Source organism: Rhodopila globiformis, from assembly GCF_002937115.1.
In the GTDB taxonomy this organism is placed as follows: domain Bacteria; phylum Pseudomonadota; class Alphaproteobacteria; order Acetobacterales; family Acetobacteraceae; genus Rhodopila; species Rhodopila globiformis.
Genome location: NZ_NHRY01000272.1, coordinates 98275 through 118692, shown reverse-complemented (window position 1 = coordinate 118692; position 20418 = coordinate 98275). Strand labels below are relative to the sequence as shown.

At 66.6% G+C, this 20418-nt stretch carries 18 protein-coding genes; 4 read left to right on the top strand and 14 right to left on the bottom strand.

Annotated elements, in window-relative coordinates; genetic code table 11:
• Positions 1-986: 986 nt before the first annotated feature.
• Positions 987-1769 (bottom strand): SDR family oxidoreductase, encoded by a 783-nt coding sequence (locus CCS01_RS31290; RefSeq protein WP_104523011.1) that lies wholly within the window; start codon positions 1767-1769, stop codon positions 987-989.
• 191 nt (positions 1770-1960) lie between these two features.
• Between CCS01_RS31290 and CCS01_RS31285 the strand changes: the two genes are divergently transcribed.
• Together CCS01_RS31285 and CCS01_RS31280 are read left to right on the top strand one after the other, a co-directional pair.
• On the top strand, positions 1961-3340 hold the full coding sequence (locus tag CCS01_RS31285; RefSeq protein WP_158258713.1) for a S41 family peptidase: 1380 nt from the start codon (positions 1961-1963) through the stop codon (positions 3338-3340).
• Between the two features lie 835 nt (positions 3341-4175).
• Complete coding sequence (locus CCS01_RS31280; RefSeq protein WP_104523007.1) at positions 4176-6059, top strand: PAS domain-containing sensor histidine kinase; 1884 nt, start codon at positions 4176-4178, stop codon at positions 6057-6059.
• A 36-nt stretch (positions 6060-6095) separates the two neighbouring features.
• Here the strand turns inward: CCS01_RS31280 and CCS01_RS31275 are convergent, their stop codons facing one another.
• A complete protein-coding gene (locus tag CCS01_RS31275) occupies positions 6096-6389 on the bottom strand; it encodes a helix-turn-helix domain-containing protein (RefSeq protein ID WP_239992470.1) in 294 nt (97 codons plus the stop codon).
• Positions 6390-6549: 160 nt separating this feature from the next.
• On the opposite strand from CCS01_RS31275, the gene CCS01_RS31270 reads away from it, so the two are divergent.
• Together CCS01_RS31270 and CCS01_RS31265 are read left to right on the top strand one after the other, a co-directional pair.
• Positions 6550-6939, top strand: a complete 390-nt coding sequence (locus CCS01_RS31270; protein WP_104523003.1) for a hypothetical protein — start codon at positions 6550-6552, stop codon at positions 6937-6939.
• Entirely contained in the window at positions 6936-7301 is a 366-nt protein-coding gene (locus tag CCS01_RS31265; RefSeq protein ID WP_104523001.1) for a response regulator, read from the top strand. Before CCS01_RS31270 ends, CCS01_RS31265 begins: the two co-directional genes overlap by 4 nt.
• Before the next feature lie 197 nt (positions 7302-7498).
• Here the strand turns inward: CCS01_RS31265 and CCS01_RS31260 are convergent, their stop codons facing one another.
• The 12 genes from CCS01_RS31260 to CCS01_RS31205 form a co-directional block, all read right to left on the bottom strand.
• The gene (locus CCS01_RS31260; protein WP_104522999.1) at positions 7499-9112 is read right to left on the bottom strand and encodes a SpoIIE family protein phosphatase; all 1614 of its coding nucleotides are present in this window, start codon (positions 9110-9112) and stop codon (positions 7499-7501) included.
• A 137-nt stretch (positions 9113-9249) separates the two neighbouring features.
• A complete protein-coding gene (locus tag CCS01_RS31255; protein ID WP_275112988.1) occupies positions 9250-9822 on the bottom strand; it encodes an ATP-binding protein in 573 nt (190 codons plus the stop codon).
• A 48-nt stretch (positions 9823-9870) separates the two neighbouring features.
• Positions 9871-10170, bottom strand: a complete 300-nt coding sequence (locus CCS01_RS31250) for an STAS domain-containing protein (protein ID WP_104522995.1) — start codon at positions 10168-10170, stop codon at positions 9871-9873.
• 11 nt (positions 10171-10181) lie between these two features.
• The gene (locus CCS01_RS31245) at positions 10182-11330 is read right to left on the bottom strand and encodes a methyl-accepting chemotaxis protein (protein ID WP_204848486.1); all 1149 of its coding nucleotides are present in this window, start codon (positions 11328-11330) and stop codon (positions 10182-10184) included.
• A 1-nt stretch (position 11331) separates the two neighbouring features.
• On the bottom strand, positions 11332-12387 hold the full coding sequence (locus CCS01_RS31240; RefSeq protein WP_104522993.1) for a protein-glutamate methylesterase/protein-glutamine glutaminase: 1056 nt from the start codon (positions 12385-12387) through the stop codon (positions 11332-11334).
• 9 nt (positions 12388-12396) lie between these two features.
• Positions 12397-13002 carry a chemoreceptor glutamine deamidase CheD gene (gene cheD / locus CCS01_RS31235; RefSeq protein ID WP_104522991.1) on the bottom strand — a complete coding sequence of 202 codons (606 nt, stop codon included), beginning with the start codon at positions 13000-13002 and terminating at the stop codon, positions 12397-12399.
• On the bottom strand, positions 12999-13829 hold the full coding sequence (locus tag CCS01_RS31230) for a CheR family methyltransferase (RefSeq protein ID WP_104522989.1): 831 nt from the start codon (positions 13827-13829) through the stop codon (positions 12999-13001). The genes cheD and CCS01_RS31230 overlap by 4 nt, the downstream gene beginning before the upstream one ends.
• 337 nt (positions 13830-14166) lie before the next feature.
• Positions 14167-16539, bottom strand: coding sequence for a methyl-accepting chemotaxis protein (locus tag CCS01_RS35840; RefSeq protein ID WP_104522987.1), 2373 nt, complete (start codon positions 16537-16539; stop codon positions 14167-14169).
• A gap of 45 nt (positions 16540-16584) precedes the next feature.
• Positions 16585-17139 carry a chemotaxis protein CheW gene (locus tag CCS01_RS31220; RefSeq protein WP_239992469.1) on the bottom strand — a complete coding sequence of 185 codons (555 nt, stop codon included), beginning with the start codon at positions 17137-17139 and terminating at the stop codon, positions 16585-16587.
• Positions 17140-17164: 25 nt separating this feature from the next.
• The gene (locus tag CCS01_RS31215) at positions 17165-19189 is read right to left on the bottom strand and encodes a chemotaxis protein CheA (RefSeq protein ID WP_204848485.1); all 2025 of its coding nucleotides are present in this window, start codon (positions 19187-19189) and stop codon (positions 17165-17167) included.
• 12 nt (positions 19190-19201) lie between these two features.
• Positions 19202-19567: a response regulator gene (locus CCS01_RS31210; RefSeq protein WP_104522983.1), complete on the bottom strand. Its 366-nt coding sequence runs from the start codon at positions 19565-19567 to the stop codon at positions 19202-19204.
• A 1-nt stretch (position 19568) separates the two neighbouring features.
• Positions 19569-19895, bottom strand: a complete 327-nt coding sequence (locus tag CCS01_RS31205) for an STAS domain-containing protein (RefSeq protein WP_204848484.1) — start codon at positions 19893-19895, stop codon at positions 19569-19571.
• Positions 19896-20418 lie beyond the last annotated feature (523 nt).

Sequence of the window (20418 nt, the reverse complement as noted above, 5' to 3'; positions counted from 1 at the left end):
AATCGCTTATTGTTGCATGGCCAGTTTGTTGCATAGGCAGGCCAACTATCATGGCCGGTAGCCGGGACAAGCCCGGGCACCAGCTCCAGCCGGCCTTCCAAGCCTTTGCTGTGATCAGCACGAGGCGTGGTTGGTGGCCCTGCAGCCGCCATGACGGGGAACGCCCGGTGCGCCGATCCGGGCGGCGGTTATTTCGCCCTAGATCCTTTGTAACTGGCATACGGCCTGCGTTGCATCGCCGGCTGACTCGTTCACACCCTTCGTGGCCCTTTGTGGCCCTTCGCGTTCTCCGTGTTAAAAACCGGTCGCCAATCCAGGCTCTTCCGCTGCCTTGTCCCCCAGGGACAACACCGCCGCTCGTTGCAAGAACTCAGCAGGGAGTGGGGGCAGGACCTCCGGCGGCCGGTACCAGTCATCTTCTGCCGGAGGCGCCATCGCGCTCGCGCCGGGTACGCATGACGCCCCGGTGGGCCTGATGACATTTTGGATATCCAACGAACCTGAATCCATTTGAAAGGGAAGCGCAGCAACGAATAATACTGGTCCCGCCGGCCCATATCAGAGTGGTTCCGGACCGATCGGAATCGAAAAGGAATTTCCGGAAGGGGTGCTGGATGATTCGCAGGCGGGAGTTCCCGGCGAAATGCCAATGGACCTGCACGGCCGCAACGGGCCAATGACGGCACGGCACTCGCGCCGGCTTTGTCGCAACGCCCATGGGGCGCACGCCCCATTGGCGTTAGAATAGCGTGGCGGCGGCACGATGCTTGCCATTCCGTCATGGCCCGGCTTGTCCGGGCCACCTATTCCAGCACTGTGCCGCGACAGGTGGCCCGGACACGCCGGGCCATGACGAGGAGGCAACAGCCAGCCCCATTTTAACGCCCATGGTGCGCCCGCCCGCCATCCGCGCCGTCTGCCGGAATCACGCGCGGCGCGGCGTGGCGATCAAACGCACAGGCGGCCGGTATGACAGGCCATCGGCATCACGTGCTGGACGAGTTGAACCCGCCGCCATCCAGCAGCAGGTTCTGCCCGACGATGAAGCTGATCCTCGCCGAGCACAGGAAGGCGCACGCCTCGCCGAACTCCGCCGGATCGCCGGCCCGCCCGGCCGGGGTGCCGGCAAGCCGCTCCTGCACGATCTCGTCCACCGGGCGGTTGCTCTGGCGCGCCGCCTCGGTGAAGCCGGCGCGCAGCCGATCGGTCAGGAACGGGCCGGGCAGGATGTTATTGATCACCACGTTATGCCGCGCCACCTGCCGCGCCAGCCCGGCGACGAAGCCGGTCAGGCCGGCGCGGGCGCCGTTGCTCATGCCCAGCTCCGGTATCGGCGACTTCACCGACGCCGAGGTGATGTTGACGATGCGGCCGAACCGGCGTTCGATCATGCCGTCGATCACCGCCTTGATCAGGAAAATCGGCGCCAGCATGTTGGCGTCCACCGCCTTGATCCAGTCCTCGCGACCCCATTCGCGGAAATCGCCGCGCGGCGGGCCGCCGTTGTTGTTGACCAGGATGTCGGGCGCCGGGCAGGCCGCCAGCGCCGCGGCCCGGCCGGCTTCGCTAGTGATGTCGCCGGGCACCGCCGTCACCCGGGCGCCGGTCGTCCGGCGAATCTCTGCCGCGGTTTCCTCCAGCGTCGCGGCGGTGCGGGCGGTGATCACCAGCTCCACCCCTTCGCGCGCGAGCGAAATCGCGCAGGCGCGCCCCAGCCCCTTGCTGGCGGCGCAAACGATGGCCTTCTTGCCTTGCAGACCCAAATCCATACAACGTTCCTCCCTTGGCTGCGGCGTCAGCGGCCGCATGGGAGGAAGCCTATCAGTGGATCGCAATCAGGGAAAATTGGCCGCAATCCGCCTCATATGCATGATAGGAATGTAAGCCAGGGGACATGCGATCGGGGCAACGCATCCCATTTACGCAAGGGAAACGCTTTTTGGGCCGGGTAGGTGAGTACATGAAGTTCACACGGGTTGGGGCCGCCCTGTTGGCGGGAGCGGGTTTCGTCGGTGGCGTTGTTGCGGCGCCAGGGTGCATGGCGCTGTCGCAGCAACTGGGTATCCAGCCGGCCGCCGCGCGCCCGGCCGACCAGGCGCAGACAGACCGCATGCTGGCGCTGTTCAACACGGTGCTGCGGCGGGTCCGCGCCGACTATGTCGATCCGGTGTCCAACCGCACGCTGATCGTCAACGCGCTGAATGGCATGCTGACCGGGCTCGACCCGCACAGCGCCTTCATGACCGAGCAGCAGTGGCGCGAAATGCAGAGCGAGACCACCGGCCAGTTCGGCGGCATCGGCCTGGACGTGACCGAGAACGCCGGCGTGCTGCAGGTGATCAGCCCGATCGACGGCACGCCCGCCTCCCGCGCCGGCATCCGGCCCGGCGACCTGATCACCGCCGTCGATGGCAAGTCGGTCGAGGGGCTGAGCCTGGACGATGCGGTCGCCGCGCTGCGCGGCCCGCCGAACTCGCACCTGAACCTGGTGATCAAGCGCCAGGGCGTGGACGAGCCGATCGTGCTGGCGCTGACGCGGCAGATCATCCACATCGAGACGGTCAAGAGCCAGCTGATGGGCGACATCGGCGTGATCCGCATCAGCGAATTCACCGAGCAGACCAACCACAACGTCCGCGCCGCGGTGAAGAAGCTGCGCGCCGAGGCAAACGGGCACCTCGCCGGCCTGATCCTGGACCTGCGCAACGATCCGGGCGGGCTGCTGGACCAGGCGATCGCGGTGTCGGACGACTTCCTCGACCACGGCATCATCGTCTCGACGCACGGGCGGCATCCGTCCGACGACGAGGCCTGGGCGGCCAAGCCGGGCGGCGACATGGTGGGCAACCTGCCGGTGGTGATCCTGACCAACAACGGCACCGCCTCGGCGGCCGAGATCGTCGCCGCCGCGCTGCAGGACAATCACCGCGCCCTGGTGCTGGGCACGCAAAGCTTCGGCAAGGGGTCGGTGCAGACGCTGATCCCACTGAACGGCGCCGGCGCGATCCGGCTGACCACGGCGCGGTACTACACGCCGTCCGGCCGCTCGATCCAGGGCGAGGGGATCACCCCCAACGTCGTGGTGCAGGAATCCCGCAAGCCCGAGCCGCATTTTGGCGGCGAGCGCGAGGCCGAGCTGCACCATATCCTGACCGGCGGCACGCCCGAGCCGCCGCCGCCTGCCATCGACGTGCCCGAGGCGGCCCGGCAGATCCCGAAGCTGCCGCCGCCCAACTGGCCGGCGCTGGACCCGAACAAGCCGGAGACGGATTTCCAGCTGCAGCAGGGCCTCGTGCTGGTGCGCGCCATGGGAGCATCGACCCGATCGGCGTCGCGCTGACGCGCCGCCGATCGGCGGCATTTATCCGACCTGACGGACGGAGCTGTCCGCGAATGACCGCTGCCTGTGGCGCATTCATGGACAGTCGGGCCGCGCGACGCTTGCCATTCCGTCATGGCCCGGGGTGTCCGCATAGGCGCTGACTTAGGCGACCGGACGCGGCGCACCGCTCCGTCGTCATGGCGGCCGCAGGGCCGCCATCCACGCCTTGCGGTGCTGGTATCGGCAAAAGGCGCGGATGGTGGGCCTTCGCCCACCATGACGTTGAGGCAATGGCCGTGCCGCTGGCCGCCTAAGTTGGCGCCGATGCGGCATGTCCGGGTCATGACGAAGAGTCAACGGCCAGCCCTGATTTAACGCCAATGGGGCCTGCGCCGGCCATGACGCGGAGGGGCCGGCGTGCCCGCTCCGGCGTTCTTCCCAGGCCCAATGGCCGCGCGGGGTGCCCCCCGGGACAGGGCGCCTCGGCGGCGGCACTGGGATACTATGCCGCGCATTTGCGGATTTTGCTGGATTATTTCATGTGTCACGTCATATTTGACCTGCGCTTCAATTATTGAGCAGTTGACAATCTCAGTCGCCGGCCCCACAGGACAGCTTTCCCGACTGGCTTCGGACGACCGGATCTTGGCCCGACACACCATATGACCCATATTCATTGTAAATGTGCAAATTTTCCGGATGATCATCGTCTGGTTGATCGAGCCATGCGTGACCGGCGCTCCGTCCACGGTGCCGGCTCCCGCACGCCGGTCCGAGCCATCCGACGGCATGGCAGCCGCCGGGCCGCGAAAGTTGTTGCATTACCAATCATACCCCCGGATGATCGCTCGCCATGATGTCCTCGATCGGCAGCACGACTGACGCCCTGGCAACGAGGGCCGATGATCCCGCCATCATGGACCTGTATCGCGGCATCGTCGAGACGCTGCCGGCCCATCTGGCGGTGATCGACCGCACAGGGCGCATCATCCTGGTCAACAAGGCTTGGCGCGACTATGCCGCCGGCAACGGCGGACCGGCCGATGCCGCTATCATGGTCGGGGCGAACTACCTGGCGGTCTGCCGCGCCGCCACCGATACCGATATCCATGCCGCCCAGGCGCTGGCCGGGATCGAAACGGTGCTGGCCGGAGACCCGCCGCAGTTCTCCATGGAATATCCCTGCCACAGCCCGCGGGAGCAAAGCTGGTTTCTGATGACTGTCTCGCCGATCGGCCTGGGCAGCGGCACCGGCGCGGTGATCGCGCACGTGAACATCACCCTGGGCAAGGAGGCGGAGCAGGCGCTGCGGGCGAGCGAGATACGCTTCCGCGCCATGTTCGAGAACGCCGCCGTCGGCATCGCCGAAATCGCCCCCGACGGGCGCTGGCTGCGGGTGAACGATCGGCTGAAGCGGATCATCGGCTATCCGGTCGAGGATCTGCTGGCGACGACCTATCGCGGCATCACCCATCCCGACGACGTCGATGCCGACGCGACGCAGATGGAAATCATGCGCAGCGGCGCGGTCGACTCGTTCTGCGTCGAGAAGCGCTTCCTGCGCAAGGACGGATCCGCAGTCTGGGTCAACGTGACCCTGAGCAGCGTGCGCGCGGCCGACGGCACGGTCGCTTATTTCGTGGCGGTGATCGAGGATATCACCGAACGCAAGCAGGCCGAGGAACGGCAGCGGACCCTCCTGCAGGAGCTTGCGCATCGCGGCAAGATCCTGCTTGCGGTCATCCAGTCGATCGCCAGCCGCAGCCTGTCCGGCAACCAGACGCTGGCCGAGGGTCGGGACGCATTCAACGGAAGATTGCAGTCGCTGGCTCAGACCTATGGCGCCCTGACCCACGAGGCGTTCGAAGGCGCGCTGCTCGAGGGGCTGCTGCGGACCGAACTGGCGGCCTTCGGCGGACGGGTGCACATCAGCGGCCCCGGCCTGATGCTGACCGTCAAGGCGGCGCAGACGTTTGCGCTGGTCGTCCATGAACTGGCGACCAATGCGGCGAAATACGGCGCCCTGTCGAATCCCGCCGGCCATCTGACGGTGACATGGCACATCGGCGGACCGCCCGCGGAGCCGCGCCTGGTGTTTGACTGGATCGAGCAGGGCGGCCCCCCGGCCGAGCCGCCGAGACGGCGGGGCTTCGGAACCACGCTGGTCTCGACAGTGGCCGGTGGTGATTTCGGCTGCGAGCCGGAATTGATCTACGGGCCCGACGGGTTCCGCTACCGGTTGGACGCGCCGCTGTCCCGCCTGGGTTCGGTGCAAGTGGAATCGCCCGTCCGCCGCCGGCTGAAAAGCGCCCCGCTGTGCTCGCTGTACGACGCCTGGGCACGGCAGCGCGGCGCCGCGGAATTCCTGCCGCAACTCGGCGACTTCGACTGGAGCCGTTTCGCCGCCACCGGGGCGCTGACCGTCGCCGTGGTCGAAGCCGGCGCCTCGTCCGTGCGTTTTGTCCAGGTCGGGCGGGCGCTGGTCAACGAACTCGGTCGTCCGCTGCACGACAAGGACGTGGGGGCGGAAGACGAGACAGGTCTCGCCGAGGCCTATTGGCGCTGCGCCCGGCAGGGTGAGCCGACGCATGAACTGCTGCGCTTCGACTTTGGCGACGGCGACCCTTTGACGTTCGAGCGGTTGCTGGTGCCGTTTTCAGCGACCGGCAGCCGGAGCGTGACGCACGTGGTTGGCATGGCCGTTTACCAGGGCCATACACGCCCGCCGGTTATGTAACAATATAGCAACGATAAGTCTCGCTGCCGGTTGGCATCAAGCTTCCGGCAAGGCCTGGCGATCCGGGCTCCGCCGATCGGCTTGCGGCTGCCCGTTGGCGTCGACGACCAGGATGCAGCCGGTTTTCGCTTCGGCAGCGTGCGTGCGGATGAATCCGATTTCCAGGCAATACCCGTTGGCGCGGGCATAGTTCTGCACGGTTTGCATGCTGGGGCTCAGCCGCCCGCTTTCCAGGCGCGCGATCGCGGTCTGCGTGGTTGACATGCGCACGGCGACGTGAGCCTGTGTCAGCCCGGATTGCGCTCTCAGCCGGATGAGCGCCTTGGCCAAGCTTGCCACGGTTTGATGCGATTGGCGTGTTTGTGGCATCAATCTTCTTCCCAGGGCTGCTTGACAGAGGCTTTCATAGCAATTACGCTATTTTATGCTATTGGAAACGGTTGCGCAAGGTTGTTGCGAGACGCGGCTTTGATCAATCGGGAAAGGTTCCATGCTGCCGGATTTTGAAACCCTCGATCTTGCCGGGGCTGTCGAGGCTCTGTCCCGGGAAGACATCGATCGCCTGCCATTCGGCGTCATCGGCCTGGACCCCGACGGATTGGTGCGAGTTTACAATAAAACCGAGGCGCAGCAGTCCGGCTACCAGGACCGGCCGTCGCATGGGCGCCTGTTTTTCGTCGATGTCGCGCCGTGCATGAACAACGGCTACTTCAAAGGACGCATCGACAAGGCGCTGAAGGCCGGCACGCTCGACATTTCGTTTTCCTTTGTCGGCGACTTCGACGACCGTGACCGGGAACTGTTTGTCCGTGCCCAGTCCGCCAGCAACGGCGGCTACTGGATCTTTATTCACCGCGAACCCGTCAGGCTTGCCGCATGAGCGCGAAACGTATCCTGCTGGTTGAGGATGAGGCGCTCATCGCGCTTTATACCGAAGAAACACTGATCGACGCCGGCTACCAGGTCGTCGGCCCCGCCAGCCGGCTTGAAGCGGCGCTGAGGCTGGCGGCGGACGAGACGCTGGATGCCGCGGTGCTGGACGTGAACCTGGACGGCGTCGCCGTCTGGCCGGTCGCGGCCCTGTTGCAGGAGCGCGGCATCCCCTTCCTTTTCCTCTCCGGCTTCGGCGGCAGTCTGTCGGCGCCGGCAAACTGCCGCGACGTCCCGTGCGTCAGCAAGCCCTTCAAGGAGGACGTGCTACTTGACACCCTTGCCGGTGTCTGCGGCAGCATGTGCGCCTGACACCAGGCGCCCGAATTTCTGACTGTTTGGCACGGACAGCTCCACCCGTCATGGCGGCCGTAGGGCCGCCATCCACGCCTTGCGGTCCTGATATACAGTTAAAGGCATGGACGCCGGGCCTTCGCCCGGCATGACGATGAGAGACCAGTGCCAACGTGTCAGAATGTCGGGCGCCTGGTATGATATCCGGCCGCGTGTTATCTCTTGATGCAGATCGTGGTCAGGTCGTCGGTCAGCAACGTCTCGGGCTGATCGAGGAACGGCGCGCAGATCCGCTCGACCACGGCCTCCGCGGAGGCTTCATCCATGGCGCCCGGGATCAGTTCGAGAACGGCCGCATCGCCGGCGCGGTGGCCCCGGGCATTCCGGACCTCGGTCAACAGATCACTGTAAAGCAACAGAACGCCACCCGGGCCAAACCGGGCGGCACGGTTTTCGTAGTTTGCATCGGGGGTAACCCCTAGCGGCAAGCCGGAGCTGTCGAGCAACGACCAGCAACAACCGCTGCCGCTGCGTATGATCGGCGCCGGCGAGCCTGCGCAGGCATAGGTGATCGCATCGCGGTCCGGATCGATGACGCCATAAAACATCGTTGCGAAATTGCCGATCGGCAAGAGGGCCACAAGGCGGGCGTTCAATTCGACCAAAAGATGCGCGGGGTCGAGCGAAAGGGATCGCAGCTCGTGCATCAGCGTGTGCAACCGAAACGTGTTCAGTGCCGCGGTAACACCGTGCCCACTGAAATCAACGATATAGACACCAACCTGCCGATCGTCGAGCGCGCTCAGCCCCCACAGGTCGCCCCCGAGTTCGGAACTGCTGGCGCAGCAGCCTGCGATGTCGAGGCCGGCCTGCGCGCCGACCTGCCGCTGCAGAAGCCGGGACGGCAGCAGGGCGCCTTGCATCGAGCGGGCCGCTTTCAGTTCGGCGGTATTTCGTTCCCGCTCCCGTTCGAGCAGCGCCCGCTGGCGCGCTTCGGTGACGTCGACACGGATGCCCACCGTGCCGCCGTCGCTGGTGCGGCGTTCGTTGATCTGGATCCAGCGGCCGTCAACCAGGTGCTCCTCCGTCCGGTCGCCGGTTGCCATCCGGTGGCTGCGCATGCGGGCGGCCACCCACTGTTCAGCGGTCAGCCCGCTGGATTGCAGATCGGTCAGCACCGCCCGCCGCCGCAGCAGATCCTCGAACGGCGCGCCTGGCACGGTCAGTTCGGCCGGCAGCCGATACATGTCGCGAAAGGTGCTGTTGCAGAGGACCAGCCGATCGGCGGCGTCGACCAGAACGAAACCTTCCGGCACGGCCTCGATGCCGTCGGCAAGCCGCGCGGTCGCCTGGCGCGCCTCGTGCTCGGCCTGTTCCGCCCGCAGCAAAGCGGCCTCGAGCGCCGCCTGGCGATCGATCCGCGCGGTCACATCCGTTCCGAATCCGCGATAACCGGCGAATGCGCCGGTCCCGGGATCGAAGAACGGCACGCCGCTCAGTTGCCAGTAGCGCGTCTGCCCGTTGCCGAGCAGCACGCGATGGACCGCGGCGTGGAAGATGTTGCGCTCTCGAATGGTTTGCTGCAATTCCTCCATGCCCGCCGGATCGAAGCCCAGCGCCACCAGGCCGTCCAATCCGCCGCCTTGCAGCGCCTCCCACGGAACGCCGGAGGTGTCGCCAAAGCGCTTCGACACGAACGTCCAACGCAGCTGGGTGTCGGTTTCCCAGATCCAATCGTTTGTCTCGTGTGCCGTGCCCCGCCGCTCAAGGCCGCCGGGCGCCAGTTGCCCGGCCAGCTCGCGGCCGATACTTTCGCCTTTCGATATCATCCATGATCCGCTGTCGTCGGCCGCCCATCCGCCGGTTCGACACTGCGTGCCCGCGGAACCGGGCGCCCCGCCGCCGCCGGGTCTGCGCCACCATCGCCAGGATGGCCCGCGCGACGCCAGGCGATGCCACCAGAATTTCACAGCACGAAGGCCAGCATCACGCCCGTGCCGCTGGCGAAATGACGGACCCGGTCGCACAACGCGTGCAGAATGAACAGGCCCCGGCCGCTGCAGCTTGTCTCGCCGGACGGGCGCTGGTCGTGCGTGGGCTGGAATCCACGGCCGCTGTCGCGGACAGCAATGGTGAGGAAGGTGGCGGTCCAGCCGGCATCCAGCCGGATGCCGCTCAATCCCAGGCAGTCGGAGGCAAGGCGGCTGTCGATCATGTGCCGCATGGCCGCCAGTCCCGCCGGACTGTCGAACGGATCGGAGCCGACGCCCAGGTTGCCATGCAGCACGGCGTTTCCCACCGCCTCATGCAGGGCGATATGGATCTGATCCTTCTGCCCGGGACAAAGCGGAAGCCGTTGCGCCAGCGCAGCGACGAACACCTTGGCGATCGGATACATGAAAGCCGACCTGGCCGTGACCACAAGGCCAAGCGAATGGCCGGCGTTCCGGCGAGGGGCAGGGACCTTTCCGCCTGCCCCGGCTTCCGCGCAGAACACGGCTGGCGGGCGCAATGCTTCCGCCAGCGACAACTCGGACATCCCGTCCCAGCGCGCGCATCCGGCCTGCTCCGCGCGGGCAACCGGCATCTATGCCTCGACCGGGAACAGCGCGTCGAATTTCGTCACCGCAAGGATCCGCTTCACCTGTCCCCGCGGACCGCGCAGCCGGATCGTCGATCCCAGCTTCCGAGCCTCCTCGCGCGCCAGGATCAGCATTCCCAGGCCGGCGGAATCGATGAACGACAGGCCGGATACGTCGAACACGATCGACCGGTCCCGTCCGTCGCCGATCTGCGTCAGGACGCCCTGGAAAATCGGGTGATCGGCGAAGGTGAACTCTCCGGTCATGGCAAAGCAGCCTGAACCGGCGTCATAGTCAAAGCGCATGCCGCGCGTCCTCAAAACAGTTCCATCGAGCCGCCATCGTCGGCCTCCGCCGTGCCGCTGTCCTCGGGCCATTCCACGGGCTCGCCATCCAGGACGTGGGCAACGAAACGTTCCCGCATTTCGCTCATGGTGAAGCGGGACAGCAAATTCTTCACCCACGTAACGTCCGGTTCCCGCGCGGCGGCGAGTTCCGGCGCGGCGGCGCGGGTGCTGCCCATGACGTCCCGGAACGCCTCGCACACCACATTGAGCGTGTCGACGACATGTTCCAGCCGCTGCTTGGTCCGGTCCTGGAACTGGATGCCGGTGATCATGCCGCTGACGTCGGCGGATATGCTGCCGGCCCCGCCCGCGGCCTCGGCGATGACCGACCTGATGTCGTCATTGCGGCGGACCAGGGCGGGCAGCAGCGTGTCGAGCCGTTCCCTGACCATGATGTTCGACGACATGTCGACGGTCGCGACCTGCTTCAGGGTGACATGGCCCCGCTCGATGGAGCCGCAGATCGCCATCAGTTCGTCCCGCATTGACATGGCGACAGAACGGATCGATTTCGAGAGCTGGTTCATTTCGTCGGCCACGACCCGGAACGTCGCGCCGGCCTGACCGGCCCGTTCCGCCTCGATGCGCGCGTTGATCGCCACCATCTGGGTGACGCGATTGATCGTGTCGATCTGCTCCAGGCACGCCTCGACCCGCCGGACGTTGCCGTTCAGCGCGTCCAGGGCGTACACCATGGACATCGATTCCTTCGACAGCAGCAGGATCTTCGCCACCACGTCGTCAAGAGTGTCCTCCAGCAGCCGGGCGATCTCGTCGACCGTGACGACCTTGCCGTCGACGTCGATGCCGACGGCGAGCGAGGTCAGCGTGTCGACCCGGTCCGTCTGCTCCTGCGCCCCGTCGGCAAGCGCGCGGAAGCGCTGGCTGAGCGAATCCGCCTCGGTCTCCACGAAAGCCGAGGTGTGCGCCACTTCCGCGGCCAGGGTATGGATGACCCGTTGCTGCAGCTCGGCCAGGGACATCCATTGCCGCAACAGGTCGACCTGCGGCGCGGACGGCGCCTCCACTGGCGGCGGCGACAATGCCGCGGGCGCTGCCGTCGCCGGCAGCATCGGCTCGGGCGGCGGGGCGTCGTTTTTCTTTCTGAACCAGAACATGTCACACCCGGATCGCGCGCCGCACCGTTGCCTGGCAACAGTGCAGGACATGGGACGGCATCCTTTCGACCGGCATTTCGATTTCGGTCGCGCCGCACTCGAACGCGGCCTTCGGCATGCCGTAGATGACGCAGGACGCCTCCTCCTGGCCGACGGTCGAGGCGCCCGCGCGCCGCATTTCCAGCAAACCCGCGGCGCCGTCGTTGCCCATGCCGGTCAGGATGATGCCCACCGCGTTGGCGCCCGCGGCCCGGGCGACCGAGCGGAACAGCACGTCGACCGAGGGCCGGTGGCCGGAAACCAGCGCCGCATCGGTCAGGCGGCAGACATAGTTTGCGCCGGACCGCGCCAGCTCCAGATGCCGCGCGCCGGGCGCGATATAGACGTGTCCCGGCAGCACCCGCTCGCCGTCCTCGGCCTGGGTGACGGTGACGGCGCACAGGTCGTTCAGGCGGCTGGCGAAACGTTCGGTGAACACCGGCGGCATGTGCTGGGTGATCAGGATGGCGGGCGCGTCGGGCGGGAAGGGGATCAGGAAGCGCTGCAGCGTCTCGACGCCGCCGGTCGACGCGCCCACCGCGATCAGCCGTTCCGAGGAGGCGAACGTGCCGGTGATCCGCACCTGCTGCGTGGGTTGGCCCGACAGCGGCCGGACATGGGCGCGCGCGGCCTGCTTCACCTTGGCAACTATTTCTCCGCTCATGGCGGAAAGCCCGTCCTCAATGCCGATCGTTGGCTTGGCGACGTAATCGACCGCACCCATCTCAAGCGCCCGCAGCGCCACGTCGGCGCCCTTCTGCGTCAGCGACGATACCATCACCACCGGCATCGGGTGCAGCGTCATGATCTTTTCCAGGAACGCCAGGCCGTCCATGCGCGGCATCTCGACGTCCAGGGTGACGACGTCCGGGTTCAGCGTCTTGATCATGTCGCGTGCGACATAGGGATCCGGCGCCGCGCCGACGACCTCGATCGACGGGTCCGAGCCGAGCACGTGACTCAGCATCCGCCGCGCCAGGGCGGAGTCGTCGACAATAAGAACGCGGGTTTGCGGCATCGGATGTCCTCAAAACAATTCGACCGAGCCGGACACCGGTTCGGATACGAGCCTCGACTTGTAGCGGGTTTCCTCGGCGATCAGCGCGCGGTCGGCGGTGCGCTGGAGTTCGAGCAGCATCACTTCGCCAGTTACCGCAAAGTAATGGATACGCCGCGGCAGATAGCCGCGCAAATGCGACGCCGCGATCGGCAATCCCTCGGCGGCCAGGTAGGCTTCGACGAAATCGGCATTGCGGTGGCCGATGTTGGCGCTGCCCGGCAGGACGTTGCCGCCGCCGAACACCTTGATCTCCAGGCGTCGCCGCCGGCCGCCGTGCGCCAGGATGTCGTTGATCAGGCGCTCCATGGCGACGTTGCCATAGCGCAGGCTGGCCGAGGTGGTATTCCACCCGTCCGTCCGGCCTTCCGGCAGCATAAAATGGTTCATTCCGCCGACGCGGACCAGCGGGTCCCGGATGCAGGCCGCAACGCACGACCCGAGGACGGTGACGAGCATCTCGTCCGGGTTCGCCGTGACGTAGTGTTCGCCGGGAAAGATCTTGACCGCAACGGCGTCGAAGTCGGGGTCGCGGTAGGTCCGGGCGCGCTCGGCGGGCAGGGTCTGGAGGCTCACCGGATCCTCCGGTACACGGTTCGCCCGACCAGGTGGAAACGGTCCGTCAGGTTCAGCAGGCTTTCGGAATGACCGACGAACAGCCAGCCGTCGGGCCGCAGGATGCGCGCGAACCGGTCGAGCAGCGTCCGCTGGGTAGGCTTGTCGAAGTAGATGGTCACGTTGCGGCAGAAAATCACGTCGAACGGCCCTTTCATCGGCCAGTCCCCCAGCAGGTTGAGCTGCTTGAAGGTGACCAGCGAACGCGGCAGATCGCGGATGGCGATCTGGCCGTCATCCGCGGACGTCACGTAGTGCCGCTGCAGATCCGACGGGATCGACGGCGTGCGCTCGGCGTCGTAAATCCCGGCCCCGGCGTGGGCCAGGACGTTCGTGTCCAGGTCGGTCGCCAGGATGCGGCAGTCCCAGTCGCGGAATTTCTGCCGGTGCTCGCACAGGACCATCGCCAGAGAATAGGGCTCCTCGCCGGTGGAGCAGCCGGCGGACCAGATGCGCAGCCGGTGGTTCCGTTCCCTGGCCCCCGCCAGGATCGCCGGCAGGACGGCCGTCGCCAGGTAGTCGAAATGGTACGGCTCGCGGAAGAAGCTGGTGAAATTGGTGGTGACCGCGTTGGCCAGCATGGCCTGCTCGGCCTCGCCGGCCTGCGGGTCGTCCAGCACCTGGCAATAGGCGGTGAAATCGTCCAGGCCAAGCACGCGCAGGCGGCGGCCGAGGCGGCTTTGCACGAAGGCGCGCTTCCGCTCGTCGACGACAATGCCGGTCTTGTCCCGCACCAGTTGGGCGATCTTGCGGAAGTCGCGGTCGTCGAGTTGGTATTTTATCGCCATCCGCGCCTCCGCGCGTCAACCGGACGCATGCCGAACCGTTACGGCAACGGCATCCGCCTGGTCCTGGCCCGAACGTTCCCACCCAGGGTGGGAACGCGCGGGCTCATGTTTCGCGAGCAACTGCATCAGCCCGGGATCGTTGCGCTAACCGGTCAGGCCGATCGTGTTCCATGACAAACCACACGAAGGTTGAGACGGAGCCTCCATCGTCACGCCGGGCGCAGGCCCGGCATCCACGCCTTTGCCGATATCAGCATCGCCAGGCGTGGATGGCGGCCCTTCGGCCGCCATGACGACAGGGCAACGACCGCGCATCCCAACCTTCCTGCACCTTGCCCTAGAAGTGCTTCCAGTCGGCGTCGCCGCTGCCGTTCAGGCTGCCGTTGGCGCGGCGCGCCGGCTCAGCCGTGGCGGGGCGCCGCGTGCGGGCCGCATCCGCGCCGGCGGCCGGTTTTGCCGTCACCGTTGCGGTCGGCTTGACGGCCCGGGCCGCCGGCTCCGGACGTGGCCGGGCTGTGGCCACCGGCTGCGGCTGGGCCGACTGGAAAGCCTCCGACAGCTTGAACTGGCCAACCATCATGGCCATCGCGTCGGTCTGGTCTTCCATCGACTTGGCGGCGGCGGCCGCCTCCTCGACCAGGGCGGCGTTCTGCTGGGTCACCTTGTCCATCTGCGTAACGGCGCCGTTCACCTGCTCGATGCCGCCGCGCTGTTCCTGCGACGCCGCGGAGATCTCGGCCATGATGTCGGTCACGCGCCGCACCGACTGCACGATCTCCTCCATGGTCTTGCCGGCGGTATCGACCAGGCGCGACCCGGATTCCACCTTCGCCACGGAGTCGGAGATCAGCGCCTTGATTTCCTTCGCCGCGTTGGCGCTGCGCTGTGCGAGGTTGCGGACTTCCGCCGCAACGACCGCGAAGCCGCGTCCCTGGTCGCCGGCCCGCGCCGCCTCGACCGCCGCGTTCAGCGCCAGGATGTTGGTCTGGAACGCGATCTCGTCGATGACGCCGATGATGTCGGCGATTTTCCGGCTGGCGTGGGTGATCCCGTCCATCGTCTGGACCACCTCGGCCACGACGCTGCCGCCCTTGATCGCGACCTCGGACGCCGAGGACGTCAGCTTGTTGGCCTGCTGGGCGTTTTCCGCGTTCTGCCGCACCGTGTTGGTCAGCTCTTCCATGCTGGCCGCGGTTTCCTCCAGGCTGGCGGCCTGTTCTTCCGTGCGCTGCGACAGGTCGGTGTTGCCTTGCGCGATTTCGCGCGCGGCGTTGCGCAGGGTCGAGGCCGACTCGGAAATTTCCCCAACCATCGCGGACATGGTGTCGAGCAGGCCGTTGACGCCTTCGCACAGGTGCGCCACGTCTCCGGTCTTGCCCTCCAGCGGGATGCGCTGGCGCAGGTCGTTGTCCTTCGCCGCGCCGACGGCTTCCTGCGTCTGCTGCACGGCGCTCTGCATCATCGCGGTGGCGTTCACCTGCGCGGTGACGTCGGTGGCATACTTCACCACCTTGAACGGCCGGCGGTCCGGGCCGAGGATCGGGTTGTAGCTGGCCTGGATCCAGACTTCCTTGCCGCCCTTGCCGATGCGCTTGTATTGCCCGGCGTCGTACTGGCCGTTGCCCAGCTTGTCCCAGAACTGGCGGTACTCGTGGCTCTGGCGATAGGCCGGATCGACGAACATGCTGTGGTGCTGGCCGACGATTTCGTTCGCCGTGAAACCGAGCGTGTTCAGGAAGTTATCGTTGGCGCGCAGGACCTTGCCGTCCATGCTGAACTCGATGACCGCCTGCGCCTTGTTGATCGCCTCGATCTGGCCGCTGAAGTCGGCGTTCTTCATCACCGCCTCGGTGATGTCGGTCGCGTACTTCGCCACTTTGAACGGCTTGCCGTTCAGGTCCATGATCGGGTTGTAACTGGCCTGGATCCAGACTTCCTTGCCGCCGCGGCCGATCCGCTTGTACTGGCCGGCGTCGTATTCGCCGCGCGCCAGCTTTTCCCAGAACAGGCGGTAGTCGGTGCTCTGGCGATAGATCGGATCGACGAACATGCTGTGGTGCTGGCCGCGCACCTCCTCCAGGCTGTAGCCCAGCAGGTTCAGGAAGTTCGCGTTGGCGTTCAGCACCTTGCCGTCCATCGTGAACTCGATGGTGCCCTGCGACTTGCCGATGGCCGCAAGCTGGCCTTCGAAGTCGGCATTGCGCAGTTTCACGGCCGTTACGTCGGTGGCGAACTTCACCACCTTGACCGGCTTGCCATTGTTGTCGAGGATCGGATTGTAGCTGGCCTGGATCCAGACTTCCTTGCCGCCCTTGCCGATCCGCTTGTATTCGGCGGCCTGGAACTCGCCACGGTTCAGCGCCGCCCAGAACTGCCGGTAGTCGTCGCTGTCGCGATAGGCCGGTTCCAAGAACATGCTGTGGTGGCGGCCCTGGATCTCGGGCAGCGTGTAGCCCAGCACGTCGAGGAAATTCTTGTTCGCCGTCAGGATCGCGCCGTCCATGGCGAACTCGATGATCGCCTGCGAGCGATGGATCGCCGCGACCTGCGCGGCGGCATCGTCATACGCCGGACGCCGTTCGGCCGCCTTCGCGGCGGCGGGGGCGCTTTTGGCGGCAACGGGGGCCGCGCCGTTCGCCCGCTTCCCGCGGGCCGGGGCCTTCGCGGCGGGGACCGGCTTCTCTTGCACCTTGGCGTCGGCACCTGGCATGTCGCTATATCCTTCTGAATTCGCAATACAGTGTGGGTTTGCCGCTCAGGCGGCCTTTTGCGCGTCGGAACCGTCGCCGTCCGGGGCGTGTCCGCCCGCCGGCGCTGCCTGCTGGCCGAACAGGCCGGACAGGGCAACCAGCGTCACCATGCGGTCGTCCAGCGCCACCAGGCCTTCCAGGAAATGATCGTTGGCGGGCAGGCCCATCTCCGGCACCGGCCGGATGGCGCTCGGGCTGACCGAAATGATGTCCGACACGGCGTCCACCAGCAGCCCGACGATCCGCTTCCCGGTCGCAACGATAATGACCACGTGCATCCGCGTCGTCTCGGTCAGTCCCATCCCGAAACGCGCGCGCAGATCGAAGATCGGCACCACGACGCCACGCAGGTTGATGACGCCGCGCACGTGCGAGGGCGCGTTCGGGATCATGGTGGTTTCCGCCCAGCCCTTGATCTCGCGCACCACCATGATGTCGATGCCGTATTCCTCGTCGCCGATGCGGAAGGTGATGAACTGCTGCGTGTCGCCGCCGTCCATCTGCCGCCGCAGGTCGTCCTGCGCGCTGGCCGCGGCCGCCGCATCCTTGGTCAGTTGCATTGATCCTGTCCCGTTGAAATCATGACTAAGCCGTCACCAGCGCGTCCGCGTCGAACCACTCGTTGGCCGGAGCCGATCGGCTGCCGTTCGCCGATTCGTTCAGCCGGGCGACATCCAGGATCAACGCCACGCGGCCGTTGCCCAGGATGGTGGCGCCGCTGATGCCCTCGACCCGCTCGTAGTTCGCTTCCAGGCTTTTCACGACGACCTGCTGCTGGCCCAGCAACTGGTCGATGACGAGGCCGACGCGGCCGGCGCCTTCGCTCTGTACGATCGTGACGATGCCGCGGCAGGGGTCGGTGATGGCCTGGTCGATGGCGAAGCAGCGGTGCAGGTAGGTCAGCGGCACGTATTCCCCGCGTAGCGCCAGCACGTCGCCGCGGCCGACCACGCGGTGGATGTCGGCGGCTTTGGGCCGCAGGCTCTCGATGATCGCGGTCAGCGGAACGATATAGGTCTGCCGGCCGACGGATACGACCATGCCGTCCAGCACCGCCAGCGTCAGCGGCAGCGACATGACGAAGCGCGAGCCGCTGCCGAATTTCGACGTCACGTCGATGCGGCCGCCGAGCGACTGGACGTTGCGCTTGACGACATCCATGCCGACGCCGCGGCCGGAGATGTTGGAAATCGTTTCCGCCGTGGAAAACGCCGGCAGGAAGATCAGGTTGTCGATCTCGTCGTCGCCCGGCTGCGTTCCCGGCGCGACCAGCCCGCGCTCGCGCGCCTTGGCCAGCACCTTGTCCCGGTCGATGCCGCGGCCGTCGTCGGACACCTCGATGATGATCCGGCCGCTGCGCTGCGCGGCGGCGAGGTGGATGGTGCCGACGCGCAGCTTGCCGGCCTTGACACGCTCCTCGGGCGGCTCGATGCCGTGGTCGAGCGCGTTGCGGATCATGTGGGTCAGCGGGTCGTTCAACTGCTCGATGACGGTCTTGTCGATCTCGGTGGTTTCGCCCGTCATGACGATGCGGGCTTCCTTGCCCAGGCTGGCGGCAAGGTCGCGCACCACGCGCGGCATGCGGGCGAACACCGACTTCACCGGCTGGGCGCGGATCGCCATCACGCTGTCCTGCAGTTCACGGGCGTTCTGCGCCAGCGCCTCGATGCCCTTGATCAGCGACGGATAGCGGTCCGTCGGCAGCGTCTGGCTTTCCTCGGTCAGCATGGCCTGCGTGATCACCATCTCGCCGACGAGATTGACCAGGCGGTCCAGCTTCTCGACATCGACCCGGATCGACTGGGCCAGCACGGTGTGGGCGATCGGGGCTTCGCCGGTGCCCTTCGGCGGCGGCGCGGCTTCCACGGCGACGGCCGCATCGGTCGAGGCCGGCGCGACCCGTTCGATGGTGAGGTCGCAGTCGTCCTCGACGAACTCGAACACGTCGCGGATGCTGCCTTCCGCTGCGCCGGTGTCCAGGGTGAAGATCCACTTCAGATAAGCCGCTTCCGGCTCCATGACGTCGAGCCGGGGCAGGCGGGAAGTGTCCGCCGCCACTGCCAGGTCGCCCAGGCGCTGCAACTGGCGGATCAGAAGCAGAGGTTCGTTCGCCCGCTCCAGCAGTTCGGTGCGGGGCGTGAAGACGATGCGGTAGCGGTGCCGCTCGCCCGGCTGCGACGCTTCGGTGGGGTGTGGTGTGTGTGGCGCCGGCGTGGCGGCGCTCGTGCCTTCCAGCAGCGCGCGCAGCGACTGGGTCACGTCGGCGGCGAAGTCCTCCGGCAGCGTGGCGTCGTCGCGCGCGGCCGCGACGATGTCCGCCAGCGCATCGCCGGCGTGCAGCAGGACCTGCAGCACGTCGCGGTTCGGCGGCACCCGGTGGTCGCGCAGCTGGTCGAGCAGGCTTTCGAACAGGTGGGAGAACGCGACCAGGGCGTCGAAGCCGAACACCCCGGCGCCGCCCTTGATGGAATGGACGCAGCGGAACACGGCATGCAGGGTTTCGTCATCCCCTGCGCCGTCGGCCAGCGCTTCCAGGCCGGCCTGCATCTCCTCGAGCAGGCCGGCGCATTCCTCGAAATAGGTCTGGCGGAATTGTGCCAACGGGTTCACTGGCATGGCTCCTTACGGGCAGACCCGCTGCACGACGTCGACGAGCTTGTCCGGGCTGAAGGGCTTGACCAGCCAGCCGGTCGCGCCGGCGGCCTTGCCCTCGGCCTTTTTCACGCCGTCAGCCTCGGTGGTCAGGATCAGGATCGGCACGCCGCGGTGCTGCGATCCGGCGCGGACGTTGCGGATCAGGGTGATGCCGTCCATGACCGGCATGTTGAGGTCGGTGATGACGAGGTCGAACCGGCCGCCGGCGAGCACGGCGAGGGCCTTCTTGCCGTCTTCCGCCTCGTTCACCTCGAATCCCGCTTTTCGCAAGGTGTAGGAGACCATGTCGCGCATGGTCTTGGAGTCGTCCACGGTCAGGATTCGCTTGGCCATGTCAGTTCATCCATTGGCGGAGTTCGCCGTCGAGCCCGAGGTCGGACACGGCCTGGCGGAATGCCTCGGAGGGTCCGACGATGCGGAAATGCGCCTCGGCGGCCCGTGCGGTGGCCAGCAGCACCTGCGCGCAGGGTGTCGAAAGCCACTCGACGGCCGTGGCGTCGAGGACGAGATCGTTGACAGCCAGGCGTGCCAGCACCAGCTCGCGGAGTGTTTTCGCATAGGGTAGGTCGAGCCTTGGCGGCAGGGGCAGCGCACCGCGCCCTCCGCCGGGGGCTGCTTCGCCGGCTTCGGCATTCGCGGGCACGTGCATCTCATCAGTCATACGAAGTAGCCCTGGTGCTGTGAATTTTCGCAACTAGGTGACATCGCGAGGCCGCCACGGAGGGTCCCGGACCAGGCGTGGTTCGGCGGACGGGATGATCTCCTTCTCGACGTCCGGCAGAATATTTATATCGCCGCAACAAGATGGGTCCAGGTTTTTCGCAAAAGACTGCGAAACAAAATTCTTCCGTGACGGTGTGTCCCGCCGGGTGGCTGTTGCTTCCGGCTGTGTCGTCCGGCAAGGCGTTGACCGCCAGGGAAACCCGCGACCGGCCGAGAAGGCGCAGAGCCGTGCGCCGCTGGCGTACATCGGGCCGGGACACCGGGGGAGCAACGGGACCGGCGCCAGATCTTTTCCGGTCCATCCCCCGCTGTCCTTATACATAGGGGATACATAGGGGGCTCCCGGCAGCGGTACCTTTTGCATCACCCCGCCGCCAATCCGCCGGAACCGTCATCGGAGCCGTCGCCGCGTCTTGCGATAGCGCAACCGTTTCGGCATGTAACACACGGGCGCTGCGCGC